Origin of the sequence: Acinetobacter sp. YH12117, from assembly GCF_013418865.1 — a bacterium.
Lineage (GTDB): Bacteria > Pseudomonadota > Gammaproteobacteria > Pseudomonadales > Moraxellaceae > Acinetobacter > Acinetobacter indicus.
Genome location: NZ_VPBF01000003.1, coordinates 83274 through 102603, shown reverse-complemented (window position 1 = coordinate 102603; position 19330 = coordinate 83274). Strand labels below are relative to the sequence as shown.

Genomic DNA, 19330 nt, shown 5'->3' with positions numbered 1-19330 from the left:
ATGGGCGCGATTAACCCTAAAGAAGATTATTCAAATATTCCACACCAATTTTTTGACGCAGTCATCGTTGGTGGTGGTGGTTCAGGTATGCGTGCATCTTACCAACTTGCTCAAGCGGGTTTGAAAGTTGCAGTACTGACCAAAGTATTCCCAACACGTTCGCACACGGTTGCAGCGCAAGGTGGTATTGGTGCATCTCTTGGTAACATGCAAGAAGATAACTGGCACTACCACTTCTATGACACGGTTAAAGGTTCTGACTGGTTAGGCGACCAAGACGCGATTGAATTCATGACGCGTGAAGCGCCACAAGTGGTTTATGAATTAGAACACTTGGGTATGCCATTTGACCGTAACGCAGACGGTACAATTTACCAGCGTCCATTCGGTGGTCACTCTGCAAACTACGGTGAAAAAGCTGTGCCACGTGCATGTGCTGCTGCTGACCGTACAGGCCACGCGCTGCTTCACACGCTTTATCAAAGTAACGTGAAAATGGGTACTCAATTCTTCGTTGAATGGATTGCGCTTGACTTAATCCGTAACGAAGCAGGCGACGTACTGGGTGTCACTGCAATTGACCAGGAAACAGGTAAAATTGCGGTATTCCAAGCCAAAGCGACGTTATTTGCTACTGGTGGTGCAGGTCGTGTTTACCGTGCATCTACTAACGCGTATATCAACACGGGTGACGGTCTTGGTATGGCTGCTCGTGCAGGTATTCCATTACAGGATATGGAATTCTGGCAATTCCACCCAACAGGTGTTGCGGGCGCAGGCGTATTGTTAACGGAAGGCTGTCGTGGTGAGGGTGGTATCCTTCGTAACGCTTCTGGCGAACCGTTCATGGAACGTTATGCTCCAACTTTAAAAGACTTGGCGCCACGTGACTTCGTATCACGTTCTATGGACCAGGAAATTAAAGAAGGCCGTGGTTGTGGTCCGAACAAAGACTACATCTTGCTGGATATGACGCACCTGGGTGCTGACACGATCATGAAACGTCTGCCATCTGTATTCGAGATTGGCAAGAAATTCGCGAACGTTGACTGTACTAAAGAGCCAATTCCGGTTGTACCAACAATCCATTACCAAATGGGTGGTATTCCGACCAACATTCATGGTCAGGTTGTTGTTCCAGAATCTCGTGAAACGACTCCGCTGGTTGCCAACTACGACAAAGACACTGACACATATTCTACAAATGCGGAAGGTCGTGACTTTGCGAAACCTGTAAAAGGTTTCTATGCAATTGGTGAATGTTCATGTGTATCTGTACACGGTGCAAACCGTTTAGGTACTAACTCACTGCTTGACCTGGTGGTATTTGGTAAAGCGGCTGGTCAACATATCATTGAGTATGTAACTAAACAGCACGATGGCGAGTACGAACCACTACCTACAACTGTACTTGAAAACACGCTGAACCGTATTCGTAAACTTGACGAATCGACTTCAGGTGAAAACGCTCAAGAAGTTGCGGATGCAATTCGTAACATCGTTCAGGATCACGCAGGTGTATTCCGTACTTCAGCATTGCTTGAAGAAGGTGTGAAACAGATTCTTGCGCTTGAACCACGTGTTCGCAATATCCACCTGAAAGACAAATCTAAAGTCTTCAACACTGCACGTGTAGAAGCATTAGAAGTTGAAAACCTATACGAAGTCGCAAAAGCAACCTTGATTTCTGCTGCTGCGCGTAAAGAGTGTCGTGGTGCGCACACTGTTGTAGACTTTGAATTACCACCAGATCACCCGACTTATTCTTATGGTCGTCGTGATGATGAGTGGATGAAGCACACTCTGTGGTTCTCTGCAGACAACCGTCTTGAGTACAAACCAGTACGTTACAAGCCGCTTTCTGTTGCAGCTATTCCACCTAAACCACGTACATTCTAATCAGGAGAAACAAGATGAGTAGAGGTACTCGTACATTTCATATCTACCGCTATGATCCTGATAAGGATAAAGCACCGTACATGCAAACATTCAAGCTGGAATTGACTGATAAGCATCGTATGTTGCTTGACGCACTTTTGGCGTTGAAAGTACAAGACGAAACTTTAACGTTCCGTCGTTCTTGCCGCGAAGGTATTTGTGGTTCTGATGGTGTAAACATCAATGGTAAAAACGGTTTGGCGTGTCTTTGGAACCTGAACGATTTACCAAATGAAATCACCATTCGTCCATTACCAGGTCTGCCAGTGATCAAAGACCTAGTTGTTGATATGAATCAGTTCTACGACCAGTACAACAAGATTCAGCCATTCTTGATCAACAACCAGCCTGCGCCACCAAAAGAGCGTTTACAGTCTCAGGAAGACCGTGAGCACCTAGATGGCCTGTATGAATGTATTTTATGTGCATGCTGTTCAACTTCATGCCCATCATTCTGGTGGAACCCGGACAAATTCCTGGGTCCTTCAGCGCTGTTGAATGCTTACCGCTTCATCATCGATTCACGTGATACTGCAACTCAAGAGCGTCTGGCGCGTCTTGACGACCCGTTCTCGCTGTTCCGTTGTAAAGGCATCATGAACTGTGTGTCAGTTTGTCCGAAAGGTCTGAACCCAACCAAAGCAATCGGTCACATCCGTAACATGCTTCTGGATACTGCAGGTTAATCTGAACGCCAGTTTGGTGAACTCAAAAAAGCACATCTCCGGATGTGCTTTTTTTATGCTGCTTTATTGAACACTTGAGTGGGGTTGGTCTGATGAGATGCATTGCTGCATACAAACTGGGTATGAAAAGTGCAGGTGAATAGTTTTAAATCAATCCTCTACAAAAGTGTAATAGAGTGATGGTATTTTGTTTTAATACGCCCAGAAATGGGGCATGAGACTGCAAAAAAGTGGTGCAAGATGTTATTATATAACGCAAGTTGAAGAGGGCAGATTGAAAGATGTGCTCTCTTTTGTTTTATGGAATAAAGAAGCCGTTGGACTTTGGTCTTAATTGCTTCTAATTATTAAATAAAGCACCATATGTTAGAGCAAAATATGTTTCTTGTATTTCGCCAATTTATAGGAGGTATACGTCAAAAAAATCAATTGAGAGTTGGAGATCATGTTACGATTAATAAACTTCTATATTTAAAAATTGAGGTTGAATTTATGTACATTTTTTCAACATTTAAAGAGATGTAGAAAGCCAGAAATTAGAGTAAACCTATTTAGAAAAGCTAATTTGCCGAATTAATTTTTCTAAGTCGATTTGCAAAAAAATTGCTCGGTTTTGGCCGAGTATAAAATGAGTGATGATGCCAATCAGGGCGTTATGATTCATTATTCACATTGGGTAGTCCTAATGTAGTGATAACGCCTCATGACAGTTGTCGAATGGGGACGAATGTCATGTTACCAATTTGACATTATCAATCATGGGTTTTGCTTAAAAAGCATCCTGAAAAATGTTTTTGCAATAGGAAATGGGTCCACAAATGCAAGAAGTTGCTGACGCTCTGCGTCTTGACACTGAACTTTCCGCTGATAGTGCAGCGTATATTGAAGAACTTTATGAGCAGTATTTAACGTCTCCAGAGTCAGTTGGTGAAGACTGGAGAGTGTACTTCGATAAATTCCCAAAAGGTGATCAACCTCATAGCAATGTACGTGAGCAATTCCTTTTATTGGGTCGCAACTCAAATCGTATTCAGTCTGTGGCTCAAAGCGCGGTAAGCTCTGAGCATGAACGTCGTCAAATAGGCGTCCTGCAACTGATCGCAGCGTATCGTAATCGTGGTCACCAAAAAGCAAAATTAGATCCGCTAGGTTTGGCAAAACGCGAAGAAGTGCCAGATCTTGATCTTGCTGCGCACGGTTTAACCAAATCTGATTTAGATACCGTATTCAACACAGGCAACCTGGCGATTGGTAAAACAGATACCACGCTGGGCGAAATGGTTGAAGCGATGGAAGCAACTTACTGCGGTTCAATTGGTGCAGAGTACATGCACATTGTTGACACCAAAGAGAAACGCTGGATTCAACAGCGTCTTGAAAGTGCCCGTGGTCAGTATGGCTTCAATGCAGAACAGAAAAAACACTTCCTTGAGCGTTTAACTGCCGCTGAAGGTCTGGAAAAATATTTAGGTAATAAATACGTTGGTGCAAAACGCTTTGGTGTGGAAGGTGGTGAATCTTTCATTCCAATGGTTAACGAACTAATTCAACGTGCCGGTGCGGTTGGTTGTAAAGAAGTCGTGATTGGTATGCCGCACCGTGGCCGTCTGAACTTGCTGGTTAACATCATGGGTAAAAACCCGGCTGACCTGTTTGGCGAGTTCGAAGGTAAATCTTTACACAAGAAAGGTTCGGGTGACGTTAAGTACCATCAAGGTTTCTCATCTAACGTAATGACCCCAGGTGGCGAAGTTCACTTGGCATTGGCGTTTAACCCGTCGCACCTTGAAATTGTTGGACCTGTGGTTGAAGGTTCGGTACGTGCCCGTCAAGTACGTCGTAAAGACATTGGTGGCGATGACGTATTGCCATTAATCGTACACGGTGATGCTGCATTTGCAGGTCAGGGCGTGAACCAGGAAACTTTCCAGATGTCACAAACACGCGGTTATACCGTGGGTGGTACTGTGCACATCGTAATTAACAACCAGGTTGGTTTCACCACCTCTGATCCACGTGATGCGCGTTCTACAGAATACTGTACCGACATCGCGAAAATGGTTCAGGCGCCAGTATTCCACGTGAATGGTGATGATCCTGAAGCGGTAATCTTCGTAACGCAATTGGCACACGACTTCCGTCATACTTTCCGTAAAGACGTAGTGATTGACCTGTTCTGTTACCGTCGTCGTGGTCACAACGAAGCGGATGAGCCATCTGCAACCCAGCCACTGATGTATCAGGTGATCAACAAGAAAGCCACTACACGTACTTTGTATGCAGACCAACTAGTACAACAGGGCGTATTAGATCGCGCTGCTGCAGACCAAATGGTTGAAGACTACCGTGCCGATCTTGAAGCAGGTAATCACGTTGCCAATGCGCTGGTTCTTGAACCGAACAAGAAAATGTTTGTGGACTGGACGCCGTACCTGGGCCATGAATACACTGACGAATGGGATACCACTTTCCCGGCTGAGCGCTTAAAAGAGCTTGGTGAAGGCATGCGTAAACTTCCAGAAGGTTTCGTGATGCAGCGTCAGGTGTCTAAAGTGATTGACGAACGTCTGAAAATGCAGACCGGCGAAATGCCGCTGAACTGGGGTGCTGCTGAAACTCTAGCCTATGCAACACTGCTAGATCAGGGTTACCTGGTACGTATTACTGGTGAAGACGTAGGTCGTGGTACCTTCTCGCACCGTCATGCCAAACTGCACAACCAGGTTGATGGCGAAACTTATATTCCATTGTGCCATGTGAAAGAAAACCAGCCGCGTTTTGCTTTATATGACTCGCTATTGTCTGAAATGGCGGTACTGGCATTTGAATATGGTTATGCGACCACGATTCCACACGGTCTGATCATTTGGGAAGCACAATTTGGTGACTTCGCTAACTGTGCGCAAGTGGTGATTGACCAGTTCATCGCCTCTGGTGAAACCAAGTGGGAACGTGTATGTGGTTTAACCATGTTGCTGCCACACGGCTTTGAAGGTCAAGGTCCGGAACACTCATCTGCACGTTTAGAACGTTTCTTACAGCTGTGTGCTGAAGACAACATGCAAGTGATTACCCCGACTACACCAGCACAGATTTTCCACGCTTTACGTCGTCAGGCAATTCGTCCAATCCGTAAGCCAATGATTGTGATGTCACCGAAATCATTGCTGCGTCACAAACTGGCAACTTCATCTCTTGATGAGCTGGCAACTGGTACCTTCCAGACCGTGATTGACGAAATCGACAGCAACATCAACAAGGCCGACGTGACCCGTCTGGTACTTTGTGGTGGTAAAGTGTATTACGACCTGCTTGAAAAACGTCGTGAAAAAGAATTGAACAACACGGCAATTGTTCGTATTGAACAGTTGTATCCATACCCAGAACAACGCATTGCGGAAATTCTTGAAGCTTATCCAAACGTGAAAGAACTGGTTTGGACTCAGGAAGAACCGAAGAACCAAGGTGCTTGGTTGTTCATCGCGCCGCGTCTATATGATGACGTGATGAAAGCTGGTAAACAGGTTCGTATCAGCTTTGCTGGTCGTGAGGCTTCTGCCGCTCCAGCGTGTGGTTCACCATATTTGCATGCAAAACAACAAGCTCAGCTCATCAATGACGCGCTTGCGATCGTAGCTGAATAACAGGAGATTCGAAGTAATGGCAACCGAAATTAAAGCACCGGTATTTCCAGAGTCAGTTGCAGATGGAACAATCGCGACTTGGCACAAACAACCAGGTGAAGCAGTATCACGTGATGAAGTGATCTGTGACATCGAAACTGACAAAGTTGTTCTGGAAGTTGTAGCTCCTGCAGACGGTACGATTGCTCAAATCATTAAAAATGAAGGCGATACTGTACTTTCAAATGAAGTGATTGCACAGTTTGAAGAAGGTGCTGCATCTGGCGCTGCGCAAACTCAAGCAGTTCAGTCTGAAGAGAAAGTTGAACAGGCGGCTGCGAAAACTGAAGCAGGTGCAGCACCTGTAGTTGAGCGTGCTCAACCTGTTGCGGACCAGGCACCAGCAGTGCGTAAAGCATTGACTGAAACCGGTATCAACGCTGCTGACGTACAAGGTACAGGCCGTGGCGGTCGCATCACTAAAGAAGATGTGGCCAACCACCAGGCGAAACCAGCAGCTGCGCCTTTAACTGCAGCAGTAGGCGAGCGTATCGAGAAACGTGTTCCTATGACGCGTTTACGTAAGCGTGTAGCTGAACGTTTACTTGCAGCGACTCAAGAAACTGCAATGTTGACGACGTTCAACGAAGTGAACATGAAACCAATCATGGAAATGCGTAAGCAATATAAAGACGCATTTGAAAAACGCCACGGTGCGCGTCTTGGCTTCATGTCATTCTTCGTAAAAGCTGCGACTGAAGCGCTAAAACGCTACCCAGCAGTAAATGCATCAATTGATGGCGACGATATCGTTTATCACGGTTACTATGACATCGGTGTAGCTGTATCTTCTGACCGTGGTCTGGTGGTTCCTGTATTACGTGATACAGACCGTATGAACTACGCTGAAGTTGAATCTGGCATTGGCGCTTATGCTGCGAAAGCGCGTGAAGGCAAACTTGCGATTGAAGACATGACTGGCGGTACATTCACCATTACTAACGGTGGTACTTTCGGTTCACTGCTGTCTACGCCAATTCTGAATACACCACAAACTGCTATTCTAGGTATGCACAAAATCCAGGAACGTCCTATGGCAGTCAATGGTCAGGTTGAAATCTTGCCAATGATGTATTTAGCGCTGTCTTATGACCACCGTTTAATCGATGGTAAAGAAGCGGTAGGTTTCCTTGTAACAATCAAAGAATTGTTAGAAGAGCCAGCTAAACTTATCCTTGACTTATAATTTATTAATTAAAAATCTCTCCTAACCCCTCTAAAAAAGAGGGGAAAGGTTCCCCCTTGAGCAAAAGGGGGAATTTAGAGAGATTGATTGGAGATAAAAATGTCTCAACAATTTGATTTAGTTGTTATTGGCGGTGGTCCAGGCGGTTATGAAGCAGCCATTCGTGCGGCTCAGCTTGGTTTTAAAGTGGCATGTATCGAAAAACGCATCCACAAAGGTAAACCATCTTTAGGTGGTACCTGCTTAAACGTGGGCTGTATCCCGTCTAAAGCACTGCTTGATTCTTCACACCGTTATGAAGATACCGTTCATCACCTGGCTGATCATGGTATTACGACAGGTGAAGTAAACTTTGACCTGTCTAAATTACTGGCACGTAAAGACAAGATCGTTGACCAGTTGACTGGCGGTATTGACCAGTTGCTGAAAGGCAATGGCATCGAATGGTTAAAAGGTACTGGTAAATTACTGGCGGGTAAGAAAGTTGAGTTTGTTCCTCACGAAGGTGAAACTCAGGTTCTAGAGCCAAAATATGTAATTCTTGCGTCTGGTTCTGTACCAGTGAACATTCCGGTAGCTCCTGTTGATCAAGACATTATTGTTGACTCTACTGGCGCGCTTGAGTTCCCTGAGGTACCGAAGCGTTTAGGCGTGATTGGTGCCGGCGTGATCGGTCTGGAGCTTGGTTCAGTATGGCGTCGTCTAGGTGCTGAAGTTGTTGTATTTGAAGCAATGGATGCCTTCTTGCCAATGGCGGATAAAGCGCTGGCAAAAGACTACCAGAAACTGCTGACCAAACAGGGTCTGGATATTCGTGTAGGCGCGAAAGTGTCTGGCACTGAAGTCAATGGTCGTGAAGTGACTGTAAAATACACCCAAGGCGGCGAAGAGAAAGAACAGACTTTCGACAAGCTGATCGTGTGTGTGGGTCGTCGTGCGTATGCTGAAGGCTTACTGGCTGATGACTGCGGTATCAAACTGACTGAACGTGGTCTGGTTGAAGTGAACGACTGGTGTGCGACTTCTGTTGAAGGCGTATATGCAATTGGTGACTTGGTACGTGGTCCAATGCTGGCACACAAGGCTATGGAAGAAGGCGTAATGGCAGTTGAACGTATTCACGGTCATGCTGCTCAAGTGAACTATGACACCATCATCTCTGTTATCTATACACACCCTGAAGCGGCGTGGGTAGGTTTAACAGAAGAGCAGGCTAAAGAAAAAGGTCATGAAGTGAAAACCGGTCAATTCGGTTTCGCAGTCAATGGCCGTGCTTTAGCTGCCGGTGAAGGTGCGGGTTTCGTGAAGTTTGTTGCCGATGCAAAAACTGACCGTTTACTGGGTATGCACGTGATCGGACCTGCGGCGTCTGATATTGTTCACCAAGGTATGATCGCGCTTGAATTTGTATCTTCAGTTGAAGATTTACAATTAATGACATTCGGTCACCCAACCTTCTCTGAGGTGGTGCACGAAGCAGCATTGGCCGTCGATGGACGTGCCATCCACGCGATTCAGCGTAAGCGTAAATAAATAAAAAAAGAGCGGTTTCGACCGCTCTTTTTCATTTGGTGGTTGTTTTTGTTTGAATAATCATCTAAAACTAAAACGATAAAACTGTATAAATGTTAATACTCACGACGATGGATGTTGGAGTTTTAGCGAGTCATAAAAAAACGTGAAAAGTAGTAAAAGGTAAATAAATGAATCTACATGAGTACCAAGCCAAAGCGCTATTAAAAAAATATGGTATGCCGGTGCAGGAAGGTTTGCTTGCAACCAATGCAGATGAAGCAGTACAGGCATTTGAACAGCTCGGTGGCAAATTCGCTGTCATGAAAGCCCAGGTGCATGCGGGTGGCCGTGGTAAGGCGGGTGGTGTGAAAGTGGTGAAATCGGCTGAAGAAGCGGCAGAGTATGCTAATCAGCTGATCGGTACTCGACTGGTCACTTATCAGACCGATGCCAATGGCCAGCCGGTGAACAGTATTCTGGTGGCCCAGGATGTCTATCCGGTAGAGCGTGAATTATATTTAGGTGCCGTGGTGGATCGTTCTAGCCGTCGCGTGACCTTTATGGCCTCAACCGAAGGTGGGGTCGAAATTGAAAAAGTCGCAGAAGAAACCCCAGAAAAAATTATTAAAGTTGAAGTTGATCCACTAGTCGGCTTATTGCCATTTCAGGCACGTGAAGTTGCGTTTGCCCTGAACTTAAAAGATGGACAAATCAACCAGTTTGTTAAAATCATGACTGCGGCGTATCAGGCCTTTATTGAAAACGATTTTGCCCTGTTTGAAATTAACCCATTGTCTGTACGTGAAAACGGCGAAATTTTATGTGTCGATGCCAAAGTTGGCATTGATTCCAATGCGCTGTACCGTTTGCCGGAAGTGGCGGCGCTGCGTGACAAGAGTCAGGAAAATGAGCGCGAACTGAAAGCCTCTGAGTTCGATCTGAACTATGTAGCGCTAGAAGGCAATATTGGCTGTATGGTCAATGGTGCCGGTCTTGCCATGGCAACCATGGACATCATCAAATTGTATGGTGGTCAACCGGCCAACTTCCTTGATGTCGGTGGCGGTGCAACCAAAGAGCGCGTGATTGAAGCATTTAAAATTATTCTGGCCGACAATTCGGTTCAGGGAGTATTAATCAATATTTTTGGTGGGATTGTACGTTGTGACATGATTGCGGAAGCGATTATTGCAGCAGTTCAGGAAGTCAATGTCAGCGTGCCGGTGGTGGTACGTCTGGAAGGAAACAATGCTGAGCTGGGGGCTAAATTACTAGATGAATCTGGCCTGACCTTAATTTCTGCAAATGGCCTGGCCGATGCTGCAGAAAAAATTGTTGCTGCGGTAAAAGCTTAAGGAGATGCATCATGAGCGTATTAGTAAATAAAGACACAAAAGTATTGGTTCAGGGTTTCACTGGTAAAAACGGAACCTTTCATTCGGCTCAGGCGCTGGATTATGGCACGCGTGTTGTCGGCGGTGTAACTCCAGGTAAAGGTGGTCAAACCCATTTAGACCTGCCAGTATTTAACACCATGAAGCAGGCGGTCCGTGAAACTCAGGCTGACGCTTCAGTGATTTATGTACCCGCGCCTTTTGTACTGGACTCGATTGTTGAAGCAGTCGATGCCGGTATTGAGCTGATTGTGGTAATTACCGAAGGTGTACCAACCTTAGATATGCTAAAAGCCAAACGCTATCTGGAAACCAATGGTAATGGTACACGCTTAATCGGCCCGAACTGTCCGGGTATTATTACCCCGGGCGAATGTAAGATCGGGATTATGCCTGGTCATATTCATCAACCAGGGAAAATCGGGATTATCTCGCGTTCAGGAACGCTGACTTATGAAGCGGTTGCGCAAACTACCAAATTGGGTCTGGGCCAGTCAACCTGTATCGGCATCGGCGGCGATCCGATTCCGGGCATGAACCAGATTGACTGTCTGAAACTGTTCCAGGACGATCCACAAACTGAAGCCATTATCATGATTGGTGAGATTGGCGGCACAGCCGAAGAAGAAGCAGCCGAATACATTCAGGCGCATGTGACCAAGCCTGTGGTGGGCTATATTGCCGGTGTAACCGCACCAAAAGGCAAACGCATGGGCCATGCTGGCGCAATTATTTCTGGCGGTAAAGGAACCGCAGAGGAGAAATTTGCTGCCTTTGAACGTGCCGGAATGGCTTATACCCGTAGCCCGGCCGAGCTCGGTTCAACCATGCTGAAAGTATTGCAGGACAAAGGTTTGGTGTAAAACCTAACTGACTAAAAAAACCCCAGTTCTTGGGGTTTTTTTATGGCAAAGAACATAGATAATGATGACGCTTCTATTGAGGAAAAAAGTAAAGCATACAAAACAAATAAAATGATTGTTTTGGTAATTGTGATTTGCATCACACTTTAATAGAATATTGAGAAATAATTATCATAAACTTGAGAATTTATATGATCAAAATAACAACGATCATGCCGATTCAGTGTCTGTCGCTTTGCTCTTTTTTATTTTTTTCTTCTGCTCATGCCAATATGCTTGATCAGCAACGTGAGCACGCGGTGGAGATGGTTCGGTCCGGACAGGTGGTCTCTGGACTCAATCGCTTGCAGGCGTTATTAGCTCAATTTCCCACAGATCAAAAGTTAATTGCGGATTATCTGGTTTTGGCCTATGGTCAGCCTGCGGTACATCCACAGGATTTATACCGCCTAACGCAGCAGATTCAACCTAAAACCTTTCCTGCCTATGCCCAGGTCAGCGCCATTAAGGTGCTCCGTGATGCCAAGCAGTACGCTCAGGCTAAAGCGTATCTGGCCCGGTTTCAGCCCTTAAATGCCCAGGCCAGCGGCAAAGTCTGGCGCGCGGTACTGGAAGCCGAGGCGGGGCAGACAGCAGCCGCTAAAACGTTGCTGAAAAACCTGCAATGGCAACAGCTTAGTGCCGATGACCTGAGTTTATTGTCTTATACCTATCGTATCCTGAATATGCCGGTACAAGCCTTGCAGGCGGCCGAAGCCGGATTAAAAAAGCAAAGCAGTATCGCAGGTCATGAACAATATGTGCTGGCGCTGATGCTTAATGGCAAGCATCAGGCAGCAGAGCACTATCTGCTGCAACAACAGTTAGCACAGAGCCATCCTCGTTTATTATTGCAAGTCAAACAGCACCAGTTTTCTACCCGGATTCAGAATGCAGTACAGGCCTATAAAACGGCACAACTGCGCAGTGAATATGCAACAGCCTATACCGAGCTGGATGCGGTATTGGCCGATATGGCTGCACATGAACCACAGGTGGCAGCTGACGCTGAACTGCAGCACGCATTCTATGCCGATTATCTGTATGTCTTGGGACAGCGTAAGCGTCATCAGCAGGTCTTGAAAATTGTGCAACAGCAGCATCAGCCAATTGCAAACTGGCCGGCTTATGTACGCCATGCCATTGCCGATGCCTATCTGGCCACCCGACAGCCCGAACTGGCTGAACCGGTGTATTTAAGCCTGTTTCAGGAAAAGAACTATGCAGACTATACGGTGTATGCCGGTTTGTATTATGCCTATATCGAACAGGAAAAATTCAAGCAGGCTGATCAGCTGATTCAAGACATGGACCGTCAGTTGCCGCGTTATCGTTATAGTGAGGCCAAAGGCGTGGATCGCAGTACCCATGAAGACCGGGAGCAGTATCTGGCTTTAAAAGGGCTGAACTATGCCTACCGCAACGAACATGCCAAAGCCGAGCAGTATTTTGAAACCCTGGTTTCAATTGCACCGAATAATCTGGCCTATCAGAACAATCTGGCACAAATTCAGCGCTGGCGTGAAAAACCACTGACTTCCCAACAGACGCTGGAGCAGTGGAATGGCCTGGATCAGGTCAGTCAAATCACCCAGATTAACCAGATGCAAAATGCCCAAGCCCTGAATGATATTAGGAGCTGGCGTCAGCTGAATCAGGCCTTGTTACAGACGGCTGCAGATGATACCGGTGTGCAATTAAGCCGCAAAGAATTAAAGGATCGCGATCATTTCAGCATTCAGCATGAAAGTTATTTTTCTGAAAGTCGTTCCGATCAGGAACAGTTGCTGAACCGTTTAAAAGGTTCAGAAGAGCGTACCCATTGGACCCGTCTTAACAGCCCGTGGCTAAATGAGCATTATCAGGTTTTTATTGACCATCAGCATCGGCAGGGGCGTTATGAAGATGGCACTCTGGATGATCCGCGTTTAGGTCTGGGTGTGGCCTGGTCCAAAGATCGCAAGTATGCCAGCCTGTTGCTGTCTCAATCTTTAGATGAAGACCGTGTGGGCGCTGCACTGGACTGGTCACACTGGTTAAATGATCATTGGCAATATCATCTGGCGGTGAATACCCAGGCCGATATTCCGTTGCAGGCAGTGGCCAAAGCACATGAAGGGCAATCGTATCGGGCTGGCCTCAACTGGCAGGCCAACGAGTCGCGTAAAGCCGGTGCACAATTTCAATTGACCGATATTGATGATGGCAACACCCGTCAGGAATATCAGGCCTATTTTAGCCAGCAGTTTTATCAGGCACCGCATCATCTGAGTCGTGCCACGCTCAGCGGCTATTATGGAAAAAATAAGCCCGTCGCCGTGGATTATTTTAATCCTGAATCCAGCCATAGTTTAGAGCTGAAACTGGAACATGACTGGATGACCTGGCGTCGTTATGAGCAATATTTTAATCAGCATTTTGAACTGACGCTGGGCACATTTGGACAGAAAGACTATTCCAATGAGCCGATATATAACCTGTTGTATCGCCATGACTGGCATGTGTCACGAACCTGGAAACTGCACTATGGCATTGGTTGGGGCAGCCATCCATACGATGGCAAAACAGAAGAAAAAACCTATGCAGTATTCGGCTTTGAAGGACGATTCTAATGCAAATGAAACCCGCTTTACTCCTGAGTGCCTGTATCGCTGCATGTGTTTATTCTCCTTTGACCGTGCAGGCCGAGACCAGCACAGCGCCAGCAGCAACTACAGCGCCGCTTGATGCGCAGGCCTATGAATTTGTTACCTTAACTTTTCATGATGTGCGTGATGACGTTGCCAAACAGGGTGACCGTGATCTATACGCCATCAGTACCCATAACTTTGCCCAGTTCCTGCAATGGATCAGGGAACATGGCTGGCAGCCTATTCGGTTAGAAGATGTCTGGCAGGCCCGTCAGCATAAGACAGCCTTACCGGAAAAAGCAGTATTAATAACTATTGATGATGGCGCGCTCAGCAGCTATAGCCATATTTTCCCCTTATTAAAACTGCATCAGGTTCCGGCTGTTTTTGCTATTCCGACCAGCTGGATTAATGGCAATACCAAAGATGCCTATGAAGCCTATGGAGAGGGCAACCTGATGAACTGGCCGCAGATGCGTGAAATGCAGCAATCCGGTCTGGTCGAGTTTGCCTCACATAGTGATGATCTGCATCACGGGATTATTGCCAATCCGCAGCTGAACCAGCAGCCGGCCGCGATTACCCGTGAATATTTCCCGGCCCAGCAGCGTTATGAATCTGATCGCGCCTATGCGACGCGAGTGGTAAAAGACTTGCGTCAATCAAAGCAGATTCTGGATCGTGAGTTGGGAATCAATACCCGTGCCATTTTCTGGCCGTATGGTGCGGTGACCAAGGAAACTGAAGCGCTGGCCCGTGAAGCCGGTCTACCAATGTCGTTTAGTCTGGGCAGCGTACTGACATTGGCCGATGCCGATACCACCTATCAGCGTGCCCTGATTACGGAAAACCCATCGCCAGAAGAAGTGTTTGGTGAAATTAAAGATTTCTTAATGAATAGCCGGGCGCCGCATAAGCAGCGTAAAAGTTTATTACGCATCAACCTGGCAGATCTGGCAGGGAGCAATATCACCGCATCAGAAGCACATTTGAGCCAGCTGCTCAATCAGGTCAATGCCTTTCAATCCAATACGCTGGTCCTAAATGCGGTGGCCGATCAGAATGCCGATGGTAAAATTGATGTGGCTTATTTTCCGAATCGGACCTTGCCGGTGGCTCAGGATTTGCTGAACCGGGTGGTATGGCAGGCCCGGACCCGGATTGCTAATCGGGTATATGCAGAAATGCCGCTGAGTCTGGAAACCCGGCAAGGTTATGATCTGGCAGAATTGACCGCAGATCTGGTGAAAAACAACAGCTCGATTGAAGGGCTGATGATTGAAACCGGCGATGCGTTACATTGCGCCGTATTTCAGGCCGAATGGAATGCAAGCTGTCAGGCACAGCTGCAACAGGTATTGAGCATCAAGAACCGGACCAAAAGCCAGGGTAAATACTATGCCAATATCAGTAACAACTATCAGACTGCATTAAAGCTGGAGATTCAGAATCAGCCACTTGACGGACTGAAAAAACTGCTGCAGCAACTGCCGGATCATGCCGATTTCCTGTATCTGGCTGTCGATCCGTTGGCATCACCCCAAGCCATCAAACATCTGCATCAGGCTTTAAACCAGTTAAATGAGCGGGAAAAGCAGCATTTGATGATTAACTTGCAGATTAATCCGGACAGCACTGCAACAGACTGGCGACATTATCAGCAGATGTATCAGCAGCTAAGACGTCAGGGCATTCAAAAAATTGGTATTGATAATTATCAGCCGACCCATGGGCAGGCCGTGCATCAGCACCTGTACCGGGCGTTGAGCCTGAATGCAAGTCCGCTGAGTTATCGTGATCCCTATGTCCTGGAACAGGGAGAGCCGCAATGATGGAAGTGTTCTCGAAATTGAGTTTTAACGATTTTTATTTTGGTTTTGCATTTTTATATCCCTTGTTGATGGCCTGGCTGTGGATTGCGGGCGGGATCTGGTTTTATTTTAAACGGGAACATCGTCAGGATCATTTCCCTGAACCGAGCGATGAAGGCTGCAGTATTATCATTCCTTGCTTCAATGAAGAAGAGCAGGTCAGACGTACCATCAAGTTTGCCATGCAAAGCCAGTATCCGGAATTTGAAGTGATTGCAGTCAATGATGGCAGTCAGGACCGGACTGCAGCAATTCTGGATGAGCTGGCCACGCAATATCCAAAGCTACGGGTGGTCCATCTGGCCGAAAACCAGGGCAAAGCCTATGCCTTAAGAGCCGGGGCAATGGTTAGTCGCTATGAATTTCTGGTCTGTATTGATGGTGATGCGCTGCTGCATCCACACGCAGTATTCTGGATGATGCATCAGCTGACCAGCTTTCCGCGTGTCGGGGCGGTTACCGGTAATCCACGGATTATTAACCGTTCCAGCGTGCTCGGTAAAATTCAGGTCGGTGAATTCTCTTCAATTATTGGATTGATTAAACGCGCGCAGCGTACCTATGGCCGGATTTTTACCGTATCAGGTGCGATTGCCGGTTTTCGTAAAACCGCGCTGGACCGGATTGGCTACTGGCGTGATGACATGATTACTGAAGATATTGATGTTTCGTGGCGTTTGCAGTTCGACCACTGGGATTTGCAGTATGTGCCCAAAGCCCTGTGTTATATCTATATGCCGGAAACCTTCAAAGGGTTATGGAAACAGCGCTTACGCTGGGCACAAGGCGGGATTGAAGTGCTGATTGCCTATGTGCCAAAACTGTTTAAATGGCGCCTTAGACGGATGTGGCCGATTGTGATTGAATCGATCATCAGCGTGCTATGGGCCTATGTGATTATGGGCATCTTTGTGCTGTATTTTTATGGGCTGTTTTTCCCCTTGCCGGGCGAGTGGGCAATTCAATCGATTCTGCCGCAGTGGTACGGGGTGATTTTGGGCCTGACCTGTTTGCTGCAGTTTCTGGTCAGCTTAATGATCGATCATCAATATGATAAAAACCGTACCTTGAGAACCTATTTCTGGGTAATCTGGTATCCGCTATTTTTCTGGCTGATTACCGCGCTGACCACGGTGGTGTCTGTGCCAAAAACTTTGCTGAAAAAGCAGAAACGTGCACGCTGGGTCAGCCCGGACCGTGGTTTTACCAAGGAGCACGAGCATGGCTAAATTTAAAATGATTGAGGATGAAGCTCAGCTGGAGCTACCAGAATATATTGATGAGCCGCGCTATGTACGTAACAAGGCCGCAGGCTATGGACTATTCTTTCTGGGCTGGCTGGCCTGGATCTGGTTATTCCTGCCTCTGATCACTATGTTGCTGTGGCTGTTTCAGGGCTATACCGTATATGAGCAGCTGTTTGTGATGTCGGCACCGCAAAGCTCGTTCAGCCTGTTTTATCTGGGGCTGGCGATTATGGTGTTTATTCTGATTCTGCTGATCTGGGCTGTGTATAACTGGCTGCGTTTTCGTGATAATGAGCGCCGGGCTTTTCCGGAGCATATTCAGACTGAGCAGCTGGCGGAAAGTTTTCAGGTCGACACAACTGAAATGGCGTATTTGCAGCAGGCCAAAAATCTGACCTTACATTATGATCAAGATGGACAGCTGGAAAAATTTGAAGTTCATCAGCCACTGTCTTCATCATAGAACATTGAAAAACAGCCATAAAAAACGCAGCCTTAGCTGCGTTTTTTTATTCACCTCATTTAAGTTGATGAAGTTTCCTGATTGATTTTCGGCTGAGATTTCAGGCTTTGGGTCAGACCGTTAATATCACCGCCATGAATACCCAGTTCACTCATCAGGCTGTCAATTAACGGCGCTTGCGAACGATAGCGCAGGGCACTGTTCACCACCTGATCAGACAGGGCTACTTGACCATGACCGTGTTCGCTGCCATCGACATGTGCGCTGCCCATCCCATTTAAACCATTGACGTGCAGAATCTTGATGTCATCAATATTTTCCATTGGCTTGACGCTTTCACGGATAATTTCTGGCAGGTATTTCAGCATGGCCAGACGTACCTGCATTTCGACCTGTTCCGTCGACAGGATGTTATTGGCTTCGTTGACTGCACGGGTACCTTCAGCATCAACCTGATACTGTTTTTCCATCGCTTGTGCCAGCAGGACTTTGGCATCGGCTTCACCACGCGCTTTTAAACGCAGCTGTTCTGCATTGGCTTCTGCGGTAATCCGCACCGCTTCCGCTTCATCGACCGCCGCCTGTTTGCCCGCTTCAGCAGCAACAGTAATGGCAATCGCATCTTTTTCAGCGGCCTGCTTGGCAGCCACCAGCTCGACTGCCTTGGCACGTTCTGCGCGCTGGGTTTCACGTACGGTAATCACTTCTTCTTCTGCTTTTACCGCTTGAGCACGGGCTAAATCGGCCTGCGCTTTGGCTTCAGATTCGGCACGGGATTTTTCCGCAATGGCAATGGCACGATCCTGTTCGGCTAGCTCAATGGTTTTCTTCTGTTCCACTTGGGCTTTTTGGACTAGCTGTTCTTTTAAAATATTTTCATTGGCGACATCACGTGCTGAGCCAATCCGTTTCAGTTCAATTTCACGTTCAGCAGCAATGCGGGCTTCTTCCGCTTCACGTTTTTTGGCTGCTTCCTGGGCTGCAATTTCCGCCAGCTGTTCAGCACGGCGCACGGAAATTTCACGTTCTTGCTGTAACTTGGCATATTCTTCTTCACGTAGAATTTGCAGGCGCGCCTGTTCAGCTTCCAGGTTTTTGGCTTTAATGGCTAAGTCGGCATCCTGTTCAATATCGTTACGTTTACGACGACGGTCTTCAATGGTTTCGGTTAATTTGGTCAGACCTTCAGCATCGAAAGCATTTTGCGGGTTAAAGTAGCGGAAACTGGTCTGATCCAGTCCGGTTAAAGATACAGTTTCCAGTTCCAGACCGTTTTTAAACAGATCTTCCGACACCACCTGCTGTACTTTCTGTACGAAGTCGACGCGTTTTTCATGCAGTTCTTCCATCGCCATTTCTGCGGCTACGGCACGTAAAGAATCGACAAATTTACCTTCGACCAGATTTTTTAATTCATTCGGGGACATGGTTTTTTGCCCCAGCGTTTGTGCTGCGGTGGCAATAGATTCAGCGGTCGGTTTAACCCGCACATAAAATTCGGCCATGACATCCACACGCATACGGTCGCGGGTAATCAGGGCCTGATCTTCAGCACGGCGTACTTCCAGACGAAGGGTATTCATATTGACCGGAATAATTTCATGCAGCACCGGTAACACAATCGCACCACCGCCGAGAATGACATGCTCACCGCCAAAACCGGTACGTACAAAGGAAATTTCCTTGCTAGAGCGGCGATACAGACGGGCCAGGATTAAACCAATCACAAATAAGGCCAGGAAAATAATTCCAGCAATAATCAAGATGTTATACATATTTGAACTTAACATTGTTATCTCTTGTGTTTTTCAGTTG

12 protein-coding genes are annotated in these 19330 nt (G+C 46.9%); 11 read left to right on the top strand and 1 reads right to left on the bottom strand.

The genetic code is table 11. The features are described from left to right. From FTU55_RS02380 to pgaD, 11 genes are all read left to right on the top strand, one after another. Positions 1 to 1899, top strand: coding sequence for an FAD-binding protein (locus FTU55_RS02380; protein WP_104470394.1), 1899 nt, complete (start codon positions 1 to 3; stop codon positions 1897 to 1899). A 14-nt stretch (positions 1900 to 1913) separates the two neighbouring features. Beyond that, positions 1914 to 2624 carry a succinate dehydrogenase iron-sulfur subunit gene (locus FTU55_RS02375; RefSeq protein ID WP_005176256.1) on the top strand — a complete coding sequence of 237 codons (711 nt, stop codon included), beginning with the start codon at positions 1914 to 1916 and terminating at the stop codon, positions 2622 to 2624. 818 nt (positions 2625 to 3442) lie between these two features. Continuing rightward, positions 3443 to 6268 carry a 2-oxoglutarate dehydrogenase E1 component gene (locus FTU55_RS02370; RefSeq protein ID WP_005176258.1) on the top strand — a complete coding sequence of 942 codons (2826 nt, stop codon included), beginning with the start codon at positions 3443 to 3445 and terminating at the stop codon, positions 6266 to 6268. A 16-nt stretch (positions 6269 to 6284) separates the two neighbouring features. Next, entirely contained in the window at positions 6285 to 7493 is a 1209-nt protein-coding gene (gene odhB, locus FTU55_RS02365) for a 2-oxoglutarate dehydrogenase complex dihydrolipoyllysine-residue succinyltransferase (protein ID WP_005176259.1), read from the top strand. Between the two features lie 99 nt (positions 7494 to 7592). Continuing rightward, positions 7593 to 9026: a dihydrolipoyl dehydrogenase gene (gene lpdA, locus FTU55_RS02360; protein ID WP_045796462.1), complete on the top strand. Its 1434-nt coding sequence runs from the start codon at positions 7593 to 7595 to the stop codon at positions 9024 to 9026. A gap of 170 nt (positions 9027 to 9196) precedes the next feature. Next, complete coding sequence (gene sucC, locus FTU55_RS02355) at positions 9197 to 10363, top strand: ADP-forming succinate--CoA ligase subunit beta (RefSeq protein ID WP_005176263.1); 1167 nt, start codon at positions 9197 to 9199, stop codon at positions 10361 to 10363. A gap of 11 nt (positions 10364 to 10374) precedes the next feature. Further along, on the top strand, positions 10375 to 11265 hold the full coding sequence (gene sucD / locus FTU55_RS02350; RefSeq protein WP_005176265.1) for a succinate--CoA ligase subunit alpha: 891 nt from the start codon (positions 10375 to 10377) through the stop codon (positions 11263 to 11265). A 191-nt stretch (positions 11266 to 11456) separates the two neighbouring features. Further along, on the top strand, positions 11457 to 13916 hold the full coding sequence (pgaA, locus tag FTU55_RS02345; RefSeq protein ID WP_180046091.1) for a poly-beta-1,6 N-acetyl-D-glucosamine export porin PgaA: 2460 nt from the start codon (positions 11457 to 11459) through the stop codon (positions 13914 to 13916). Beyond that, positions 13916 to 15766: a poly-beta-1,6-N-acetyl-D-glucosamine N-deacetylase PgaB gene (gene pgaB / locus FTU55_RS02340; RefSeq protein WP_075174424.1), complete on the top strand. Its 1851-nt coding sequence runs from the start codon at positions 13916 to 13918 to the stop codon at positions 15764 to 15766. The genes pgaA and pgaB overlap by 1 nt, the downstream gene beginning before the upstream one ends. After that, a complete protein-coding gene (gene pgaC / locus FTU55_RS02335; RefSeq protein WP_171065070.1) occupies positions 15766 to 17034 on the top strand; it encodes a poly-beta-1,6-N-acetyl-D-glucosamine synthase in 1269 nt (422 codons plus the stop codon). The genes pgaB and pgaC overlap by 1 nt, the downstream gene beginning before the upstream one ends. After that, positions 17027 to 17515 (top strand): poly-beta-1,6-N-acetyl-D-glucosamine biosynthesis protein PgaD, encoded by a 489-nt coding sequence (gene pgaD, locus FTU55_RS02330; RefSeq protein WP_005176275.1) that lies wholly within the window; start codon positions 17027 to 17029, stop codon positions 17513 to 17515. Before pgaC ends, pgaD begins: the two co-directional genes overlap by 8 nt. A gap of 59 nt (positions 17516 to 17574) precedes the next feature. Here the strand turns inward: pgaD and FTU55_RS02325 are convergent, their stop codons facing one another. Beyond that, positions 17575 to 19305, bottom strand: coding sequence for a flotillin family protein (locus tag FTU55_RS02325; protein ID WP_075167198.1), 1731 nt, complete (start codon positions 19303 to 19305; stop codon positions 17575 to 17577). Between the last annotated feature and the right edge of the window lie 25 nt (positions 19306 to 19330).